The organism is Roseateles oligotrophus, assembly GCF_014204525.1.
Taxonomy (GTDB): domain Bacteria; phylum Pseudomonadota; class Gammaproteobacteria; order Burkholderiales; family Burkholderiaceae_C; genus Paucibacter_A; species Paucibacter_A oligotrophus_A.
In genome coordinates this window covers 915,877-932,681 of record NZ_JACHLP010000001.1, presented here as the reverse complement: position 1 = coordinate 932,681, position 16,805 = coordinate 915,877, and the positions used below count along the sequence as shown (strand labels likewise).

The window sequence follows — 16,805 nt, the reverse complement described above, 5'->3', positions numbered from 1 at the left end:
TGAATTGCAGCTTTACAAAACCCGTGATTTTAATCGGTCAGGCTTGGGTTCCGGGCTTGATGCCGCGCAAGTCCAGGGGTGATGCTGGAATTTGTTGGCCTCTCGTGGTTTTGCGACAGCACGGGGCGGGCGCCTGCGCCCACCACCACCACGGTGGGCCGGCCCTTGTGCAGCAGGCTGGCGGCGGCCAGCTGGGCCACCGAATGTTCGCTGCTCAAGGCATCTTCGCAGCCTGCCCGCGAGACCACGCTGACCGGCGTCTCGCCCGCCCAGCCGGCCTCCAGCAGCTTGCGGCCCAGGGCGGCCAGCTGGCGGCCGGCCATGTAGAAGACCTCGGTGTCGGCGCTGCGCGTGCCGGCTTGCAGCTCCAGATCCTGGGTTACGGCCGTGGTCAGGCTGACGCTGCGGCCCACACCGCGGCGGGTCAGGGGCTTGCGGGTTTGGGCCGCGGCGGCGATGGCCGCGGTCACGCCGGGCACGACCTCGCAGGCTATGCCCGCCTCGGCCAGGGCGATCAGCTCTTCTTCCAGGCGGCCAAAGACGCTGGCGTCACCGCCCTTCAGGCGCACCACCCGCTCATGCGTTTGCGCCTGCTTGACCAGGGCGGCATTGATGGCGCATTGCTTGGTGGAGTCGCAAAAGCCTCGCTTGCCCACGTCGATCCATTGGGCCGTGGGCGCCAGCTCGCGCAGGGCCGGGTCGGTGAGCGCGTCGAACAGCACCACCTGGGCCGCCTCCAGGGCGCGCGCGCCCCGCACGGTGATCAGGTCGGCCGCGCCGGGACCAGCGCTGACGAAGATGACTTTTCCCATGATGCTTGCTTGCTGCTCAGTTGCTAGGCTGTGGATTGTGACGCGGCGCGCTCAGCGCACCAGCAGGGCGCCGCTGCTGCGGTTGCTCGTCGGGTCCACCACGATCAGGCTGCCGCCGACACGGTTGCTGGTGTAGGGCTCCACCGGCAAGGGGCTCTGGGTCTCGATCAGCACATGGCCGATCTCGTTGACGTTCAGCTGCGTGGCCTCCTGCTCTTGCAGGCTGTGGATGTCCAGGCGATGCTGGATGGCGCTGATGCGGGCCTGCACCCAGCGGTTGCCGTGGCGCAGCCAGTATTTGCGGCCGGGCACGGCGGGCTCGGTGTCCAGCCAGGCCAGCGTGGCCTCGAAGCTCTGCCTGGGCTGGGCCGAACCGGGGGTGACGATCCAGTCGCCGCGCGAGACGTCCAACTGGCGGTCCAGCACCACACCGGCGGATTCACCGGCGACGCAATGGGCCACGGTCTCGCCGGCGCGGCGCACCTCGGCCACTTGTGCCGTCTGGCCGCTGGGCAGGATCTGCACCTCGTCGCCGGCCTGCACCTGGCCGTGGGCGATGCGGCCCCACAGCGTGCGGGCCTGGTGGCCAGTGCCTTCGCCGTCTTTGGCCACGTACTGCACGGGGATCAAGAGCTGGCCCTCGACCTTTTCCTGCACGCCGGGCAGGCTTTCCAGCACCTGCAGCAGGGATGGGCCGCTATACCAGTCGGCCGCCAGGGGCTGGGTGACGTTGTCGCCGCGCAGGGCCGAGACGGGCACGATGGCGGTGATCTCGATGCCGGCCTGGGCGGCAAAGGCGCGCAAGGCTTTCGAGACCGCTGCAAACGCGGGGCCGGGCTGGGCCACGGCGTCCAGCTTGTTGACGGCGAAGACGATGCTGGGCACGCGCAGCAGATGGGCTAACAAGCTATGCCGACGGGTCTGCGGCAGCAGCTCGACGGCGTCCACCGAGGTGTCCAGCTTGGTGATGTCCACCAGCACGACGGCGGCGTCCGAGCCGGCGGCGGCCGTCACCATATTGCGGGTGTACTGCTCGTGGCCGGGGGCGTCGGCGATGATGAATTTGCGCGTCTTGGTGGCGAAGTAGCGGTAGGCCACGTCGATGGTGATGCCTTGCTCGCGCTCGGCCTCCAGGCCGTCGGTCAAGAGGCTCAGGTCGATGGGCTCGCCGGCGGCGCGCTTGGCCAGCACGTCGAGTTGGTCGGCCAGGATGGCGCGGCTGTCAAACAGCAGGCGGCCGATCAGCGTGCTCTTGCCGTCGTCCACGCTGCCGGCGGTCAGGAAGCGCAGGGCGCGGTGGTGGGTGTCGACGTCGGTGTCGTGAATCACGGTGTTCAAGGCGGTGTTCATCAGAAATAGCCCTCTTTCTTGCGGCGCTCCATCGAGGCTTCCGAAGTTCTGTCGTCCATGCGGGTGGCGCCGCGCTCGCTGACGGTGACGGTCAGGGTCTCGGCCACGATGTCGCTGGCGTCGGCCGCCGTGCTTTCCACCGGGCAGGTGCAAGTCATATCGCCGACGGTGCGGAAGCGCACGGTGGCGGTTTCCACCGTCTCGCCGGCCTCGGGCGGGGTCACCTCGGTCAGCGGCACCAGCAAGCCCTTGCGGCGTATCACCTGGCGCTGGTGCGCGAAGTAGAGGCTGGGCAGGGGGATGTTTTCGCGGGCGATGTAGAGCCAGACATCCAGCTCGGTCCAGTTGCTGATGGGGAATGCGCGGAAATGCTCGCCCGGGCGGATGCGGGTGTTGAACAGATTCCACAGCTCGGGGCGCTGCTCCTTGGGCTGCCATTGGCCGAAGGCATCGCGGTGGCTGAAGATGCGCTCCTTGGCGCGGGCTTTTTCCTCGTCGCGGCGGGCGCCGCCGATCAGCACATCGAAACGGTTATCTTCGATGGCTTCCAGCAGGGTCACGGTCTGGTGGCCGTTGCGCGACTCCAGCGGGTGGGCCAGGCGCACCGTGCCTTTTTTGATGGACTCGTCCATGTGCGCGACGATCAGGCGCTCGCCCATCTCGGCCACGCGGCGGTCACGGAACTCGGTCACCTCGGGGAAGTTGTGGCCGGTGTCCACATGCACCAGCGGGAAGGGCAGCTTGCCTTTGAATTCATTGCCAGCCACCCGCGTCTTGAACGCCTTTTCGGCCAGGCGCAGCACCACGCAGGAATCCTTGCCGCTGGAGAACAGCAGGCCCGGGCGCTCGAAGGCGGCGGCCACCTCGCGCAGGATGAAGATGGCTTCTTCTTCCAGATGGTCCAGATGGCGCTGATCCACCGTGGCCACCAGTTCTTGCAGATTCAGGGGGGCATTCATGCCTTGGCTCCGTGATTGTTCAGTTCTTCGTTTGACTGGGCTTTGTGCAAGCCGCACTCTTTGGCGTTCTCGTCTTGGCTTCGGCCGGCCGCTGTCGCGGCCTTAACTTCGGCCTTGCCGAAGTTAGCCTGCGCCGAAACGCCGCTGCCAATTTCCGCGCCGTGCGCGGAACCGGCTTGCGCCGGGGAATGCGACTTGTGCAAGCCGCATTCCTTGGCATCGTCGTTTTCCCACCACCAGCGTCCCGCGCGGAAGTCCTCGCCGACCGCGATGGCGCGCGTGCAGGGCTCGCAGCCTATGCTGGGCATGAACTGGTCGTGCAGGTCGTTATAGGGCACGGCATAGCTCTGGATGTAGTGCCAGACATCGGCCCAGCTCCATTCGGCCAGGGCGTTGAGCTTGACGCGGCCGGGGCCGTCGGGCTCGGTGAAGGGCACGTCGGCGCGGTTGGCCGATTGCTCGCGGCGCAGGCCGGTGATCCAGGCCGTGCGGCCGTCCAGCATGCGCTTCAGCGGCTCCAGCTTGCGGATGCCGCAGCATTCCTTGCGCAGGGCCAGGCTCTCGTACATCGAATTCAAGCCGCGCTCGCGCACCAGGGTGATAACGGCTTGCTCGGGCGGGCTGTAGACCTGCACCTCAATGCCATAGCTTTGCCGGATGCGCGGCAGCAGGGCCAGGGTCTGAGCATGCAGGCGGCCGGTGTCGAGGGTGGCGACGCAGATGGGCAGGGCGTGGCGGCTGATCAGGTCGGTGATGACCATGTCTTCCGCGCCCAGGCTGCTGGCCTGGATCAGACCGCTGCCATGCTCGCTGGCGGCCTGGCGCAGCAGGGCCACCGTGCGGGCCAGGCGCTCCTCAAAACCGGGTGTGGCGCGGGCATACAGGTCCAGGGCCGAGGCCCGGGCCGGCGCGCCGCCCAGCATGGAGAGCTGACCGCTCACGGGGCCTCCTGGCGGGCAAAGATGGGCTGCGCGGTTTCCACATCGCCCTGGTAACGGGCCTGCGCCGGGAAGAAGGCCAGCGCGCGCTGGGCGGCCGCCAGGCTTTGGTCGGCGCGCATCTGCACCGCGTCAAAGCCGGTGCGGGCCAGCAGGGGCAGCATGTCCACCAGCACTTCGCCGGCGGCACGTAACTCGCCGGCAAAGCGGTAACGCGAGCGCAGCAGCTTGGCCTGGCTGTAGGCGCGGCCGTCCACCCATTTGGGGAACTGCAGCACGACCAAGGCCAGGCGGGGCAGGTCGGCGGCGATGTCTTCCACCGCGTAGTCATTGGGCAGCTCGACGCCGGTGGGCAGGCCGGCCGGCCAGTGATCGCGCACGGCATGCCATTGCTCCAGGCTCAGCAGCAGATGGGGGGCGGGATCCGGGTCGGGCTTGGGACCGTCTTCGCCGACGACATGGTGCCACTGGGGGTGGTGGGAATCGATGAATTTCATGGCAGCTTCGGAATCAGTTGGCGGCGGCGCCGGTCAGGGTGCGGACGGCGTTAGCCGGGGCCTTGAAGGGCTCCAGGCCGACGCGGCGAACGGTGTCGATGAAGCGCTCGGAACAGTGGCTGCGCTGGGCGCGGTAGGTCTGGATCAGGGACTCGATCACGTCCGGCACCTCGTCGGCCGCGAAGGAGGGGCCGATGACGCGGCCCGGTTGGGCCGTGCCCGAGAGCGTGGCGCCGTCGGAGCCGCCCAGCGAGACCTGGTACCACTCCTTGCCGTCCTTGTCGACGCCGAGGATGCCGATATGGCCGCTGTGGTGGTGGCCGCAGCTATTGATGCAGCCGCTGATGTGCAGATCGATATCGCCGATGTCGTAGAGCTCGTCCAGATCGTCGAAGCGCTCGGTGATGGCGGCCGCCACCGGGATGGAGCGGGCATTGGCCAGGGCGCAGAAGTCGCCGCCAGGGCAGGCGATCATGTCGGTCAGCAGGCCGATATTCGGCGTGGCAAAACCCTTGGCGCGGGCGGCCTCGAAGACGGCGGGCAGATCGGCCTCGCGCACCCAGGTCAGCACCAGGTTCTGGTCGTGGCTGACGCGCAGCTCGCCCAGGCCGAAGCGCTCGGCCAGCTCGGCCGCATCATCCATCTGGTCGGCGGTGGCGTCGCCGGGGGCGATGTCGCTGCGCTTTAGCGACAGCGTCACGCAGCGGTAGCCGCTGAGGCGGTGGCCGTGCACATTGCGCTCCAGCCAGCGCTTGTAGGCGCCGGGCTGCACGCCGGCAAAGATGTCGGTGGCTGTCGTGGCTTGCACGCCGGCCGGGATCACGAAGCTGGCCGCCACGCGGTCCAGCTCGGCCTGCGGGATCAGGTGCTCGCGGCCGCCCTCGTCCAGCTCCAGGATCTGCTTGAACTCGGTGTTCACATCGTCGAAGAAGGCTTGGCCCTCGGCCTTGACCAGGATCTTGATGCGGGCCTTGTAGGCGTTGTCGCGGCGGCCATAGCGGTTGTAGACGCGCACGATGGCCTCGATGTAGACGAGGATCTGCTGCCAGGGCAGGAACTCGTTGATGACCTGGCCGATGATGGGGGTGCGGCCCATGCCGCCGCCCACCAGCACCTTGAAGCCGACCTCGCCGGCCGTGTTCTTCAGCAACTGCAGGCCGATATCGTGCCAGGCAATGGCGGCGCGGTCTTCCCGTGTGCCCGAGATGGCGATCTTGAACTTACGCGGCAGGAAGGCGAACTCGGGGTGTAGGGTGCTCCACTGGCGCAGCACTTCGGCATAGGGGCGGGGGTCGACGATCTCGTCCGGGGCCACGCCGGCAAAGGCGTCGCTGGTGATGTTGCGGATGCAGTTGCCGCTGGTCTGGATGCCGTGCATGTCCACCTCGGCCAGGGCGTCCATCACATCGGCGGATTTGTGCAGCGGGATCCAGTTGTACTGCAGGTTCTGGCGGGTGGTGAAGTGGCCGTAGCCGCCCTGGCCTTCAAAGGGGCCGGACTCGGCGCGGTCGAACTCGCGGGCGATCTTGGCCAGTTGGCGCAGCTGCGGCGCCGACAAGACGCCGTAAGGCACGGCCACCCGAAGCATGGGGGCGTGGCGCTGCACATACCAGCCGTTCTGCAGGCGCAGGGGGCGGAACTCCTCGTCGCTCAAGCTGCCGGCGATATTGCGCTCCAGCTGGTCGCGGAACTGGGCCGCACGGGCACGGACGAATTGGCGGTCAAAATCGGTATAGGCGTACATAAGGTGTGAGTTCGGTAGGCGACTTTCCAGCCAGCCGTCAAGAGAGAGGTGCCGAGCAGGCCAGCCCAGGGCTAACCGAAGCCTCGCACTGTAGGGAAGAGGGTTATATAAGCAAACTATCGATTGGTAGATTGCTTATCTCCAATCAAATATAAAGACCGATGTCAGCCGCGTCGCTTAAGCTCGCGGCCTTGCTCAGCTCTTGTTTTCCGCTTCCCGTCCCCATGCCCATCTACAGCACGCAGCGCAACGAAGCCACCAAGGTGGCGATTTACTGGGATTTTGAAAACCTGCACGCCGTGCTGGCCAATAGCGCCCACGGCGACGGTGCCTACCGCGAGAACCGCTTCCAGCCCCAGCCGGTGTTTGTGGATCTCAAGCCCATCCTGGAGTACGCGGCCTCGCTGGGCGACATCATCATCAACCGTGCCTATGGCAACTGGCAGTTCTTCGCCAACTATCGCCATGCGCTGAACGAGGCCGGGGTGGACCTGATCCAGATGTTCCCGCGCGGCTCGAATATGAAGAACAGCGCCGACATCCGCATGGCGCTGGACGCGCTCAGCGATGTGCACCACCACCCGCATCTCACCCATGTGGTGGTGATCTCCAGCGATAGCGACTTCATCAGCCTGGCGCAAAAGGTCAAGCAGGCGGGCCGCTTCATCGCAGGTGTCGGCGTGGCGGGCTATAGCAACCGCTTCTGGACGGCCAGTTGCAACGAGTTCAAGTTCTACCAAAACCTGCTGGCCAGCTCGGCCGCCTCGGTCGAGGTCGGCTTGGGTGCGGCCGAGATCCCGGCCCTGCCGGTGCAGGCCCTGCCGCCTGCCGAGGCGCGCGACGATGCCGAGGTGGTGGGCTCACCCTCGCTGGACGAGGCCAGGCTGGCCTTGCAGCGGGCGCTCAAGCAGTTGGTCGATCGCAATGGCGAGAACTATGTGTCCCGCAGCGCGCTCAAGGTCTTCATCAAGCGCCTGCTGCCCAGCTTTGACGAGCAGGCCCTGGGCTGCAGCAATTTCTCCGAGTTCTTGCTGCGTTTTCCCGAAGTGGTGGTCGAGGTGGACGCCATCAGTGGCGGCCATGTGGCCCTGGCCGGCCAGGCACCGGGGCAGCCGGACGCGGAGTGACGGCCTGAGTTGAGGCTCGACAAAGAAACGGCCCACCACTTGTGCAAGTGGCGGGCCGTTTGCCGTTTCAGGCGCCGGCTTGCTCAGTTCTTCTGGCCTTCATTCGCCTTCTTGATTTCCTTGGCGATGGCGGTATTGGCCTTGTCTTTTTTGGCCTCGGCCTCGGCCTTCACCCGGGCTTCGACGCTCTTGTACTGCTCGTTGGCGGCCTTGAGCTTGTCCTTGTAGGCTGCGCTGGACTGGGCATCCAACTCACGCTTCACGACCAGGGCGTCCTTGCCCTCGGCGGCGGCGGCCTTGGCCTTGACGGCGTTCTCGGCCTTGGCGGCGGCCAATTCCTTCTTGGCGCTGGCGCGGGCTTCGTTGCGGGTTTTGCGCGCGGCGCTCAGCTCGGCGTTCTTGACCTTGTCGGCCTTGCTGATCTTGGCGCGGTTTTGCACCACGGGGTCGGTGGAATCGGCGGCATGGGCCACGGCGCCCATCAGGGGGCTGGCGGCGATGGCCAGGGCGGCCAGGGTGCGCAGGAATTTGCTCATGGAATTACCTCGAATTGGCTTGTTGACGACGGTGTTCGGTGAAACTTGCTGGGGCCAAACCCGTCGATCCTAGGTTGGCTTTGTGCGGCCACCGCCCGGCAAGCCCTGCTTGTTGCGAGGAGCCGACTGATTTTTCAGGGGACATGACAGCAGCGGCCGGCAAGCCCTCGGCAGGGCAAGGGCATATTCCGCGCTCAGCGCCCGGCGGCTGGCGGCTGGCGCTGCCAGAATGCGGGCCCTGGGTTCTCACCCAGTCTGCGTACCAATTCCCCACTCTTTTTCTCCGACCCTGCGGAGCCTCAAGCCATGAGCCAAGCCATGTATCAAGCCAGCGTGCCCGTCTTCAAACAAATGCTGGGCAGCCTGGCTGCCGTCCTGGCCAAGGGCGAAGCCCATGCCCAGGCGCGCGGCTACGAGCCCGGCGTGCTGCTGCAGGGCCGCCTCTTCCCCGATATGTTTGCCCTGACCAAGCAGGTGCAGGTGGCCTGCGATTTCGCCAAGGGCGTGTGCGCCCGCCTGGCCGGCGTCGAAGTGCCCGCGGTGGAAGACAAGGAGCAGAGCTTTGCCGATCTGCAGGCGCGCATCAATCAGACCCTGGCCTTCATCGCCAGCCTGGACGAAGCCAAGTTCGCCGAGGCCGCCAACCGCGAGATCGTCGTGCGCCCCGGCACGCCCAAGGAGCGTCGCTTCCAGGGCCAGGACTATCTGCTGCACTACGGCCTGCCGCAGTTCTTCTTCCACATCACCACCAGCTACAACATCCTGCGCCATCAAGGCGTGGAGCTGGGCAAGAAGGATTACATGGGCGTTTATTGAGCCCGGCATGGGCCGGCGAGCCCTGAGCCCGCCGGAACGCGTGGCACACTGAGCCACTATCCGTGCGTCAGGCACAGCAACCCAGGAGAAGCTCATGGCCAAAGGACAGCAAAAAAGCAATAAAGAAGCGAAGAAGCCCAAGAAGGACACTTCTCCGCCCAAGCCCATCTCCTCCGGCGCCGTGATGCCCACCATCACCACCGTGGTGCCGGACCGCAGCAAGAAGGCCAAGTAAGGCCCGGTCAAGCGATCCCGCCGCTGCCTTGCGGCGCGGGCCAGCAAGACGAACAAGCCAAGCTTGTGCATGCCCAGCCAGGCATGCCGGCTTGGCTTTTTCACGTCCGTCCGGCAGCCCCAAGGTCTGCGCTGGACCCAGCCCCGGCGCTACACTGGCGGCCCCGGCAAGCCTTGTGGCGAAGCCGATCCTTCAAGAATCCCCTCTCGCATCCTCAATATGGCCGGACTTTCCGCGAACACGCCCACGCCCACCGAGATCACCGTGCATCAGCAGTCCCGGGTGTTGGAAGTGGCCTTCAGCGACGGTGCGCGCTTTCGCATCCCGTTTGAGCTGATGCGGGTCTACAGCCCCTCGGCCGAGGTCAAGGGCCATGGCCCCGGCCAGGAGACGCTGCAGACCGGCAAGCGCGAGGTCAATATCACCGCGCTGGCGCCGGTCGGGCATTACGCCATCCAGCCACAGTTCTCCGATGGTCACGACAGCGGCCTCTACTCCTGGGAATATTTGTACGATTTGGGCGCCCGCCAGGCCGAGCTGTGGCGCGACTACGAGGCCCGCCTGGCCGCCGCCGGCCGGGGCCGTGACGATGCCATGCCGGTCAAGTCTGCCGGCGCCTGCAGCAGCCACTGAGCTGCGACCCGTTAAAGAGATCCAATATGAGCAGCACCCATTTCGGCTTCCAGACCGTTGACGAGCGTGACAAGGCCAGCCGCGTGCGCGGCGTGTTCGACTCCGTGGCCAGCAACTACGACTTGATGAACGACTTCATGTCCATGGGCATGCACCGGGCCTGGAAGGCTTACACGGTGGCCGTGGCCAATCTGAAGCCGGGCGAGCGGGTGCTGGACATCGCCGCCGGCACCGGCGATCTGACCCGCGCCTTCGCTCGCAAGGTGGGCGATAGCGGCATGGTCGTGCATACCGACATCAACGAAGCCATGCTGCGCGAGGGCCGCAACCGCCTGCTCAACGAAGGCCTGGTGCTGCCCACCGGCTTGTGCGACGCCGAGAAGCTGCCCTTCAAATCGGCCAGCTTTGATCTGGTCAGTGTCTCCTTCGGCCTGCGCAATATGACCCACAAGGACCAGGCCCTGGCCGAGATGTGCCGGGTGCTGAAGCCGGGCGGTCGCCTGCTGGTGCTGGAGTTCTCCAAGGTCGCCGCGCCGCTGCAAAAGCCTTACGACTGGTATTCCTTCAACATCCTGCCTCGCCTGGGCAAGTGGGTGGCCGGCGATGCCGACAGCTACCGCTACCTGGCCGAGTCCATCCGCATGCACCCCGGCCAGCAGGAGCTCAAGGCCATGATGAAGACGGCCGGCTTTGGCCACGTCGATGTGCACAACCTCAGCGCCGGCCTGGTGGCTCTGCACGCCGGCATCAAGTGCTGAGGCGCTGAGCGGCCACCGGGCATCGCTCCGTTTTGCCGTCGCCGCGCCTGCTCTGACTTCATGCGCTGTCTGCCTGCCGCCCGGCGCATATAAAAGCCGCACTTCCTCGTATTCCGTCACATTGGCCCCCCCTTAGTCATGGGGGTGGCGCCCCCTCGAAACCCGATATGGTCTAGACGCCTGGAGAGGCAGCTGGCCTGACCCTGGCTGGGCGTTGTGAGGCGCTGGTTTGCGGCGCCGCACAATTGCGCTCAGATTCGGCGTTTGCACCGGGGTAGGCGTGCATCGTCGGCTTGCTTCGCCATGGCCCTGCCGGACGGGTTAGGGCCGCATCGCAAAGGCTTGTAACCGCGGGTAAACCGTGAGTTCGGGCCCGACGAAAGAGGGAGCTTGGGGAGGGCAATTGTCATTTTCCAAAGTTACACTCGGCCGTCCTATGAAGGCTGGGCCGGGCGCTGCTTTGCAGCATCTATGTGTTGCGCTGGAAAAACGGCGCTTCGTGCAGAAAAGAGAATTTGCCATGTACTTGAAGAACGACCAAAAACAAATCCACGCCATGAGTGCTTTTGCCAACTTCCGGGTCGCTGCCGTGGCGCTGGCCGTGGTGGCCGTGGCCCTGACCGGCTGCGGTGATGGCAAGAAGTCCGACAAGGCTTCGCAGACCGCCGCCAAGGTCAACAAGGAAGAAATCACCGTTCATCAGATCAACTACGTGCTGCAACGCCAGCAAGGCCTCAAGCCCGAGCAGGCCGAAGCCGCCAGCAAGCAAGTACTGGAGCGTCTGATCGACCAGGAACTGGCCGTGCAAAAGGCCCAGGAACTGAAGCTAGACCGCGACCCCCGCGTGGTGCAGCAGATCGAAGCCGCCAAGCGCGAAATCATCTCGCGCGCCTACGTCGAGCGCATCGGCGAGTCGGTGGCCAAGCCCAGCAACGAAGAAATCTCCAAGTACTACAACGAGAAGCCCGCGCTCTTCAAAGACCGCCGCATCTACAGCCTGCAAGAAGTCTCCATCGAGGCCAAGCCCGAGCAGTTCGAGCAGATCCGCGGCAAGCTGCAAACCGCCAAGAGCATGGCCGAGTTTGCCGAGTTCCTGAAGGCCAATGACTTCAAGTTCACCGGCAACCAGGCCGTGCGCGCCGCCGAGCAACTGCCCCTGGCCGGCCTGGACGCGATTGCCCGCATGAAGGACGGCGACTCCGCCGTTACGCAAACCCCGACCGGCCTGACCGTGCTCTTCCTGGTGGGCTCGCGCAGCCAGCCGGTGGACGAAGCCCGCGCCAAGCCCGCCATCGAAGCCTTCCTGCTCAATCAGCGCAAGGGTGAACAGGTGCAAAAAGACATCAAGGCCTTGCGCGACGCGGCCAAGGTGGAATACGTCGGTAAGTTCGGCGAAGGTGCCGCCGGCGCCGCCTCGGCGCCCGCCGCCAGCGCTGCTCCGGCCGCTGTGACGGCGCCTGCCGAGGCGCCCGCCAGTGCCGGTGGCTTGAACGCCGCCGACATCTCCAAGGGCATGGGTCTGAAGTGATTTGAAGAGGATGGGATCGATGAAGATGTTGACGCGCATGCAGCAAGAGCACACCCGCAGGATTCGCCCACTGGGCCTCACCGGCCTGGCCTTGAGCTTGTCGGCCGTGCTGGCGATGTCGGCGGCTCCGGCCGCCGCTCAAACGGCCGCTGCCGTGCCCGCAAGCGCGGCGAGCAGCAATAGCGCCGAGTACCGTCTGGGCTCGGGTGATGTGATGCGAGTCTCCGTCTATCAGAATCCCGACCTCACCTTGGAGACCCGCGTTTCCGAGAACGGTCTGGTGTCCTACCCCCTGCTGGGCAATATCAAGGTCGGCGGCCTGAGCGTGACCCAGGCCGAAAACCTGATCTCCGAAGGCCTCAGAAAAGGCAGCTTCGTCAAGAACCCGCAGACCACCATCGTCGTACTGCAGGTCAAAGGCAATCAGGCCAGCGTGCTGGGCAATGTGAACCGCCCCGGCCGCTACCCCATCGAAACGGCAGATATGCGTCTGACCGATTTGGTGGCGACCGCCGGTGGTGTGGCCAGTACCGGTGCCGAGGTGCTGGTGGTTACGGGCAAGCGCGCAGGCCAGCCCTACCGCGTTGAAATCGACTTCCCGGCCATTTTTGCCGCTGGCGGCGCCGCCAACGACATCTTCATTCAGAACGGCGACGTCATCTGGGTCGACCGTGCGCCCATGGTCTACATCTACGGCGAGGTGCAACGCCCCGGCCCCATGAAGCTGGAGCGTGGCATGACCGTCATGCAAAGCCTGGCCACCGGTGGTGGCATCACCCTGCGCGGCACCGAAAAAGGCATCCGCGTGAACCGCAAGGACAGCGAAGGCAAGGTTGAAGCCCTGCAACTGCCCATGGAAGCGCCGTTGAAGGATGGTGACGTTGTGTATGTCAAAGAGAGCTTGTTCTAAGAGGGCGCCATGAATCTCACCCAGCTTTTCTCAATTCTGCGAGCCCGATGGCTGGTGGGGACCCTGGTTTTGGGCGCCACATTGCTGACGACCTTGGTGATCACGCTGCTGCTGCCAAAGCAATATGCAGCGACAGCAAGCGTCGTGATTGATGTGAAGCCCGATCCACTTTCGGTGATGGCCTACGGGGGCATGCCGTCGCCGGGTTTTATGGCGACGCAAGTCGACATTATTCAAAGCGATCGGGTCGCTCAGCGAGTCGTTCGGAATTTGAAGCTGAATGAGAATCCCGAAGTTCGCGCGCAATGGATGGAGGCAACCGGTGGCCAGGGAAGTATGGATGCCTGGATTGCCGACTCATTCCAAAAGAATATGGATGTGAAGCCCTCGCGCGAATCCAACGTTGTTTCCATTTCGTACCGTGCGCCCGATCCGCGCTTTGCGGCTGGGTTGGCCAATGCCTTTGTCCAGGCCTATATCGAAACATCGCTTGAATTGAGGGTTGATCCCGCTCGTCAATACAGCAGCTTCTTTGAAGTTCGATCCAAGGAAGCGCGCGAAGCGGTGGAAAAAGCCCAAAATCGTCTGAGCGCATTCCAGAGCGAAAAAGGTATCACCGCGGCGGATGAGCGCCTTGATATCGAAAACACCCGTTTGAATGAACTCTCGACGCAATTGGTGGCGTTGCAGGCCATGTCTTCCGAGTCCGGTAGCCGGCAGGTACAGGCGCAAGGGAGTTCTGGGGACAAAATCCAAGAGGTTTTCAACAGCCCGGTCGTTGCCGGCCTGAAATCTGATATCTCTCGTCAAGAAGCGCGTTTGCAAGAGGTGAACGTCAAGCTCGGCGATAACCACCCACAGGTGATTGAGCTCAAGGCCAATTTGAGCGAACTGCGCGCGCGCATGGATTCTGAAATCAAGAGAATCACAGGTGGGGTTACGGTCAGCTACAACATCAGCAAGCAGCGCGAAGCGCAGGTGCGGGCCGACCTGGATGCCCAGCGTACCAAGGTATTGGCGATGAAGGCGGTGCGAGACGAGGGCGCAGTTTTGGTTCGCGAGTTGGAGAACGCCCAGCGCTCCTACGATGCGGTGCTGGCGCGTCTGAACCAGACGAACCTCGAAAGCCAGACGACTCAAAGCAGTGTCAATTTGCTGAGTCCGGCCGTTCCTCCGGTTGATCCTGCATCTCCCAAGAAACTGCTGAACATGGTTCTGTCTTTCCTTGTCGGCGGCATGCTGGCGCTGGGAACCATCATGGTCATGGAAATGATGGACCGGCGTGTTCGTAGCAGCGATGACATTGCAATGGCACTGGACCTGCCTGTCATTGGCGTCCTGTCAAAGCCGGGCGCACAAAGCCGTCGGGCACTTCCTAATTTGATGAAGCAAAGGGTGCTGGGCAATTCCACTCCCGCGCCTCGATAAATATTGGGCAGTTAGCCCGTACTGGATTGCGTTTGTGCTTCAGGCCAAATGCCAAGGATTGAAAAAGATCATGACCGCAAGCGAATCGACTGTTCAAGATCGTTCTATTGGCGACATCATTGCCGAAACTCGCAATCTTGGTGCTGAGCAAGTTGAGAAAATTCTCACCTACCAGCGCGACAATAAGGTCAAGTTTGGGGAGGCTGCGGTTGCGCTTGGACTCGCCAGCTCAGATGATGTTTTGTTTGCCCTGTCGCAGCAATTTCATTATTCCTACGCGCCGAGTGAGCAGCAGAACTTCAGCTCCGAACTGATTGCACTGAATCACCCATTTTCACCGCAGGCCGAAGTGTTTCGGGCGATTCGAAGCCAGATCATCATGCGCTTCTTTGGTGAGGCGGAAGCTCCCCGTCGTGCTCTGGCCGTGGTGAGCCCGGATTCCGGCGACGGCAAGACCTATTTTGCGGCCAACCTGGCCGTCACCCTGGCGCAACTGGGTGGGCGAACATTGCTGGTGGACGCCGACTTGCGCGGGCCGCGGCAGCACGAAGTTTTCGGACTTAGCAATACATCTGGTTTGTCAGGAATTTTGTCCGGACGAGCCGAAGCAAAGGTGATACAGCAGGTCAAAGGCATTCCGAGTTTGTTTGTCTTGCCGGTAGGTGTGACGCCGCCAAACCCGGTGGAGTTGGTGGAACGCCCGGCCTTTGGTTTATTGCTGCACGAGTTGGTGAGCAAGTTTGACCATGTGATTGTCGATTCCCCCGCGGCCTATCTGGGCTCTGACGCCAGCGTGATTGCGGCGAGATGTGGCGGTGCCTTGGTGGTGGCGCGCAAGGACTCATCCCGGGTTGCTGCCCTGCAGGAACTGGTTGACGCTGTTTCTGCCTCTTCGGCCAAAGTGGTTGGCGTGATTGTCAACGAGTTCTGATATGGTGGGAAATACCACGACCGATCAGCCTCGCAGCGTCGCTCCAGCGATTTTCCCTGCGCAGTTTGATCTGCGGGCATTCGTGCTGGTGGCACTGGCATTTCTGGTTTTGTATCTGCCCAGTTACTGGGCCTTGTCGCACAGCGTCTGGGTTTCAGACGAGCAAGGCCATGGCCCTATTATCTTGGCCGTGAGTTTCTGGCTTTTATATCGGCAGCGGCATGAAATTGCAGCTGCAGCGACGAAGCCATTGCCTTGGCTGGCCTATCCTTTCTTATGTATTGCGCTGTTGTTCTACGCATTTGGAAGATCGCAGGATATTTTGCTGTTTGAGGTCGGGTCGCAGATTTTTGTCCTCATCTCGATCATGCTGCTGTTCGGTGGGCGTGGGGCGCTTCGGAAGGCGTGGTTCCCACTGTTCTTCCTGTTGTTCATGGTGCCCTTGCCCGACGTATTGGTCAGCTCGGTCACTAGCCCCTTGAAAATGGCTGTGTCCAGCGTCGCCAGCAGCTTGATGTATTGGCTGGGATATCCGATTGGCCGCTCGGGCGTCATGTTGACGGTGGGGCAGTATCAACTGCTGGTGGCTGATGCTTGCGCAGGTTTGAACTCCATGTTCACCTTGGAAGCGCTGGGCTTGTTGTACATGAACCTCATGAACTACACCTCGGCAGGGAGAAACGTAACGCTTGCTCTATTGCTTGTCCCCATATCATTCTGTGCAAATATTGTGCGTGTGATGATTTTGGTGATGGTGACTTATCATTTTGGTGACGAGGCCGGGCAAGGTTTTGTGCATGGTTTTGCTGGCATGGTTTTGTTCATGGTGGCGCTGATGTTGATGTTGTTTGTTGACAAGCTGCTGAGCTTTGTTTTTGCTGGCCAGCGACGAGGGGCTTGATGTGAGTGCGGCGATTGTGCGAGGTATCGTGGTACTGGCGCTGGCGGTCTCAGCTGCGGCGGCAGCCTATGTCTGGCACCCGACCAAGCATTTGGTCGACGAAATTGGGCAGCCGAATCTGGGTCAGGCATTTCCGCTGCAATTCGGTGAATGGCGTGAAGACCACAGCATGCCGGTGATTCTCCCGGCGCCCGATGTGCAGGCCAAGCTGGATGCAATTTATAACCAGGTCTTGAGTCGTACCTATATTTCCCAGAAAGGCGAGCGCATCATGCTGTCGGTCGCCTACGGGGGGGATCAATCGGATGGCACGCGTGCACACCGTCCCGAGGTGTGCTACCCGGCACAAGGGTTCCAGATCATGTCGGGACGTACCGCTGATCTGGATATCGGGGCGCCCAAGAAACTGCATGTCAAGCAGTTGATGGCCAAGCTAGGCGGCCGGGACGAGCCGATCACTTACTGGGTTGTCGTGGGTGACAAGGTGGCGACGAGCTCGTCGGAGCAAAAGCTTGCCCAACTGCGCTTTGGCATTCGTGGAATCATTCCAGATGGCATGCTGGTGAGGGTTTCTTCGATTGATAACGAGCCTGAGCGTGCGCAGCGGGTACAGCAGAAATTCATTTCTGATTTGCATCAGGCGATGGCGCTTGACGGGCGCGCGCGGGTATTTGGCACCTGATAACTAGTATTGCCTAAGCC

The 16,805-nt window shown here is 63.2% G+C and carries 17 protein-coding genes and 1 pseudogene; 11 read left to right on the top strand and 7 right to left on the bottom strand.

Features of this window, described 5'->3' with window-relative positions; all coding sequences use genetic code 11:
- Window positions 1–29 precede the first annotated feature (29 nt).
- The 6 genes and pseudogenes from cobA to HNP55_RS04120 all read right to left on the bottom strand — a co-directional run bounded on the left by cobA (window position 30) and on the right by HNP55_RS04120 (window position 6,300).
- Window positions 30–812, bottom strand: coding sequence for a uroporphyrinogen-III C-methyltransferase (gene cobA / locus HNP55_RS04145; protein ID WP_184296412.1), 783 nt, complete (start codon window positions 810–812; stop codon window positions 30–32).
- A 51-nt stretch (window positions 813–863) separates the two neighbouring features.
- Complete coding sequence (locus tag HNP55_RS04140; RefSeq protein WP_184296410.1) at window positions 864–2,162, bottom strand: sulfate adenylyltransferase subunit 1; 1,299 nt, start codon at window positions 2,160–2,162, stop codon at window positions 864–866.
- Window positions 2,162–3,121, bottom strand: coding sequence for a sulfate adenylyltransferase subunit CysD (cysD, locus tag HNP55_RS04135; protein WP_184296408.1), 960 nt, complete (start codon window positions 3,119–3,121; stop codon window positions 2,162–2,164). Before cysD ends, HNP55_RS04140 begins: the two co-directional genes overlap by 1 nt.
- A 188-nt stretch (window positions 3,122–3,309) precedes the next feature.
- A pseudogene (locus HNP55_RS04130) lies at window positions 3,310–4,044 on the bottom strand (phosphoadenylyl-sulfate reductase); the annotation flags it as partial.
- A 14-nt stretch (window positions 4,045–4,058) separates the two neighbouring features.
- Window positions 4,059–4,556: a DUF934 domain-containing protein gene (locus HNP55_RS04125; RefSeq protein ID WP_184296406.1), complete on the bottom strand. Its 498-nt coding sequence runs from the start codon at window positions 4,554–4,556 to the stop codon at window positions 4,059–4,061.
- 13 nt (window positions 4,557–4,569) lie between these two features.
- On the bottom strand, window positions 4,570–6,300 hold the full coding sequence (locus HNP55_RS04120; protein ID WP_184296404.1) for a nitrite/sulfite reductase: 1,731 nt from the start codon (window positions 6,298–6,300) through the stop codon (window positions 4,570–4,572).
- A 224-nt stretch (window positions 6,301–6,524) separates the two neighbouring features.
- Here HNP55_RS04120 and HNP55_RS04115 point away from each other — a divergent pair, with 224 nt between their 5' ends.
- Window positions 6,525–7,427, top strand: coding sequence for an NYN domain-containing protein (locus HNP55_RS04115; RefSeq protein WP_184296402.1), 903 nt, complete (start codon window positions 6,525–6,527; stop codon window positions 7,425–7,427).
- A gap of 83 nt (window positions 7,428–7,510) precedes the next feature.
- On the opposite strand, the gene HNP55_RS04110 is transcribed toward HNP55_RS04115, so the two are convergent.
- Complete coding sequence (locus HNP55_RS04110; protein WP_184296400.1) at window positions 7,511–7,963, bottom strand: hypothetical protein; 453 nt, start codon at window positions 7,961–7,963, stop codon at window positions 7,511–7,513.
- Window positions 7,964–8,269: 306 nt separating this feature from the next.
- Here HNP55_RS04110 and HNP55_RS04105 point away from each other — a divergent pair, with 306 nt between their 5' ends.
- From HNP55_RS04105 to epsI, 10 genes are all read left to right on the top strand, one after another.
- Window positions 8,270–8,779: a DUF1993 family protein gene (locus tag HNP55_RS04105; protein ID WP_184296398.1), complete on the top strand. Its 510-nt coding sequence runs from the start codon at window positions 8,270–8,272 to the stop codon at window positions 8,777–8,779.
- 94 nt (window positions 8,780–8,873) lie between these two features.
- The gene (locus tag HNP55_RS04100; protein ID WP_184296396.1) at window positions 8,874–9,014 is read left to right on the top strand and encodes a hypothetical protein; all 141 of its coding nucleotides are present in this window, start codon (window positions 8,874–8,876) and stop codon (window positions 9,012–9,014) included.
- Window positions 9,015–9,233: 219 nt separating this feature from the next.
- Window positions 9,234–9,647 (top strand): gamma-butyrobetaine hydroxylase-like domain-containing protein, encoded by a 414-nt coding sequence (locus HNP55_RS04095; RefSeq protein WP_184296393.1) that lies wholly within the window; start codon window positions 9,234–9,236, stop codon window positions 9,645–9,647.
- A gap of 26 nt (window positions 9,648–9,673) precedes the next feature.
- Complete coding sequence (gene ubiE / locus HNP55_RS04090; RefSeq protein ID WP_184296391.1) at window positions 9,674–10,405, top strand: bifunctional demethylmenaquinone methyltransferase/2-methoxy-6-polyprenyl-1,4-benzoquinol methylase UbiE; 732 nt, start codon at window positions 9,674–9,676, stop codon at window positions 10,403–10,405.
- A 520-nt stretch (window positions 10,406–10,925) separates the two neighbouring features.
- A complete protein-coding gene (locus HNP55_RS04085; RefSeq protein ID WP_246448128.1) occupies window positions 10,926–11,933 on the top strand; it encodes an EpsD family peptidyl-prolyl cis-trans isomerase in 1,008 nt (335 codons plus the stop codon).
- Between the two features lie 19 nt (window positions 11,934–11,952).
- A complete protein-coding gene (gene epsE, locus HNP55_RS04080) occupies window positions 11,953–12,843 on the top strand; it encodes a polysaccharide export protein EpsE (protein WP_246448127.1) in 891 nt (296 codons plus the stop codon).
- A gap of 9 nt (window positions 12,844–12,852) precedes the next feature.
- Window positions 12,853–14,271: a chain length determinant protein EpsF gene (epsF, locus tag HNP55_RS04075; protein ID WP_184296387.1), complete on the top strand. Its 1,419-nt coding sequence runs from the start codon at window positions 12,853–12,855 to the stop codon at window positions 14,269–14,271.
- A gap of 70 nt (window positions 14,272–14,341) precedes the next feature.
- Complete coding sequence (locus HNP55_RS04070; protein WP_184296385.1) at window positions 14,342–15,202, top strand: CpsD/CapB family tyrosine-protein kinase; 861 nt, start codon at window positions 14,342–14,344, stop codon at window positions 15,200–15,202.
- A gap of 1 nt (window position 15,203) precedes the next feature.
- A complete protein-coding gene (xrtB, locus tag HNP55_RS04065) occupies window positions 15,204–16,103 on the top strand; it encodes an exosortase B (protein WP_184296383.1) in 900 nt (299 codons plus the stop codon).
- The gene (gene epsI, locus HNP55_RS04060) at window positions 16,072–16,785 is read left to right on the top strand and encodes an exosortase-associated protein EpsI, B-type (protein WP_246448126.1); all 714 of its coding nucleotides are present in this window, start codon (window positions 16,072–16,074) and stop codon (window positions 16,783–16,785) included. Before xrtB ends, epsI begins: the two co-directional genes overlap by 32 nt.
- Window positions 16,786–16,805: the final 20 nt, after the last annotated feature.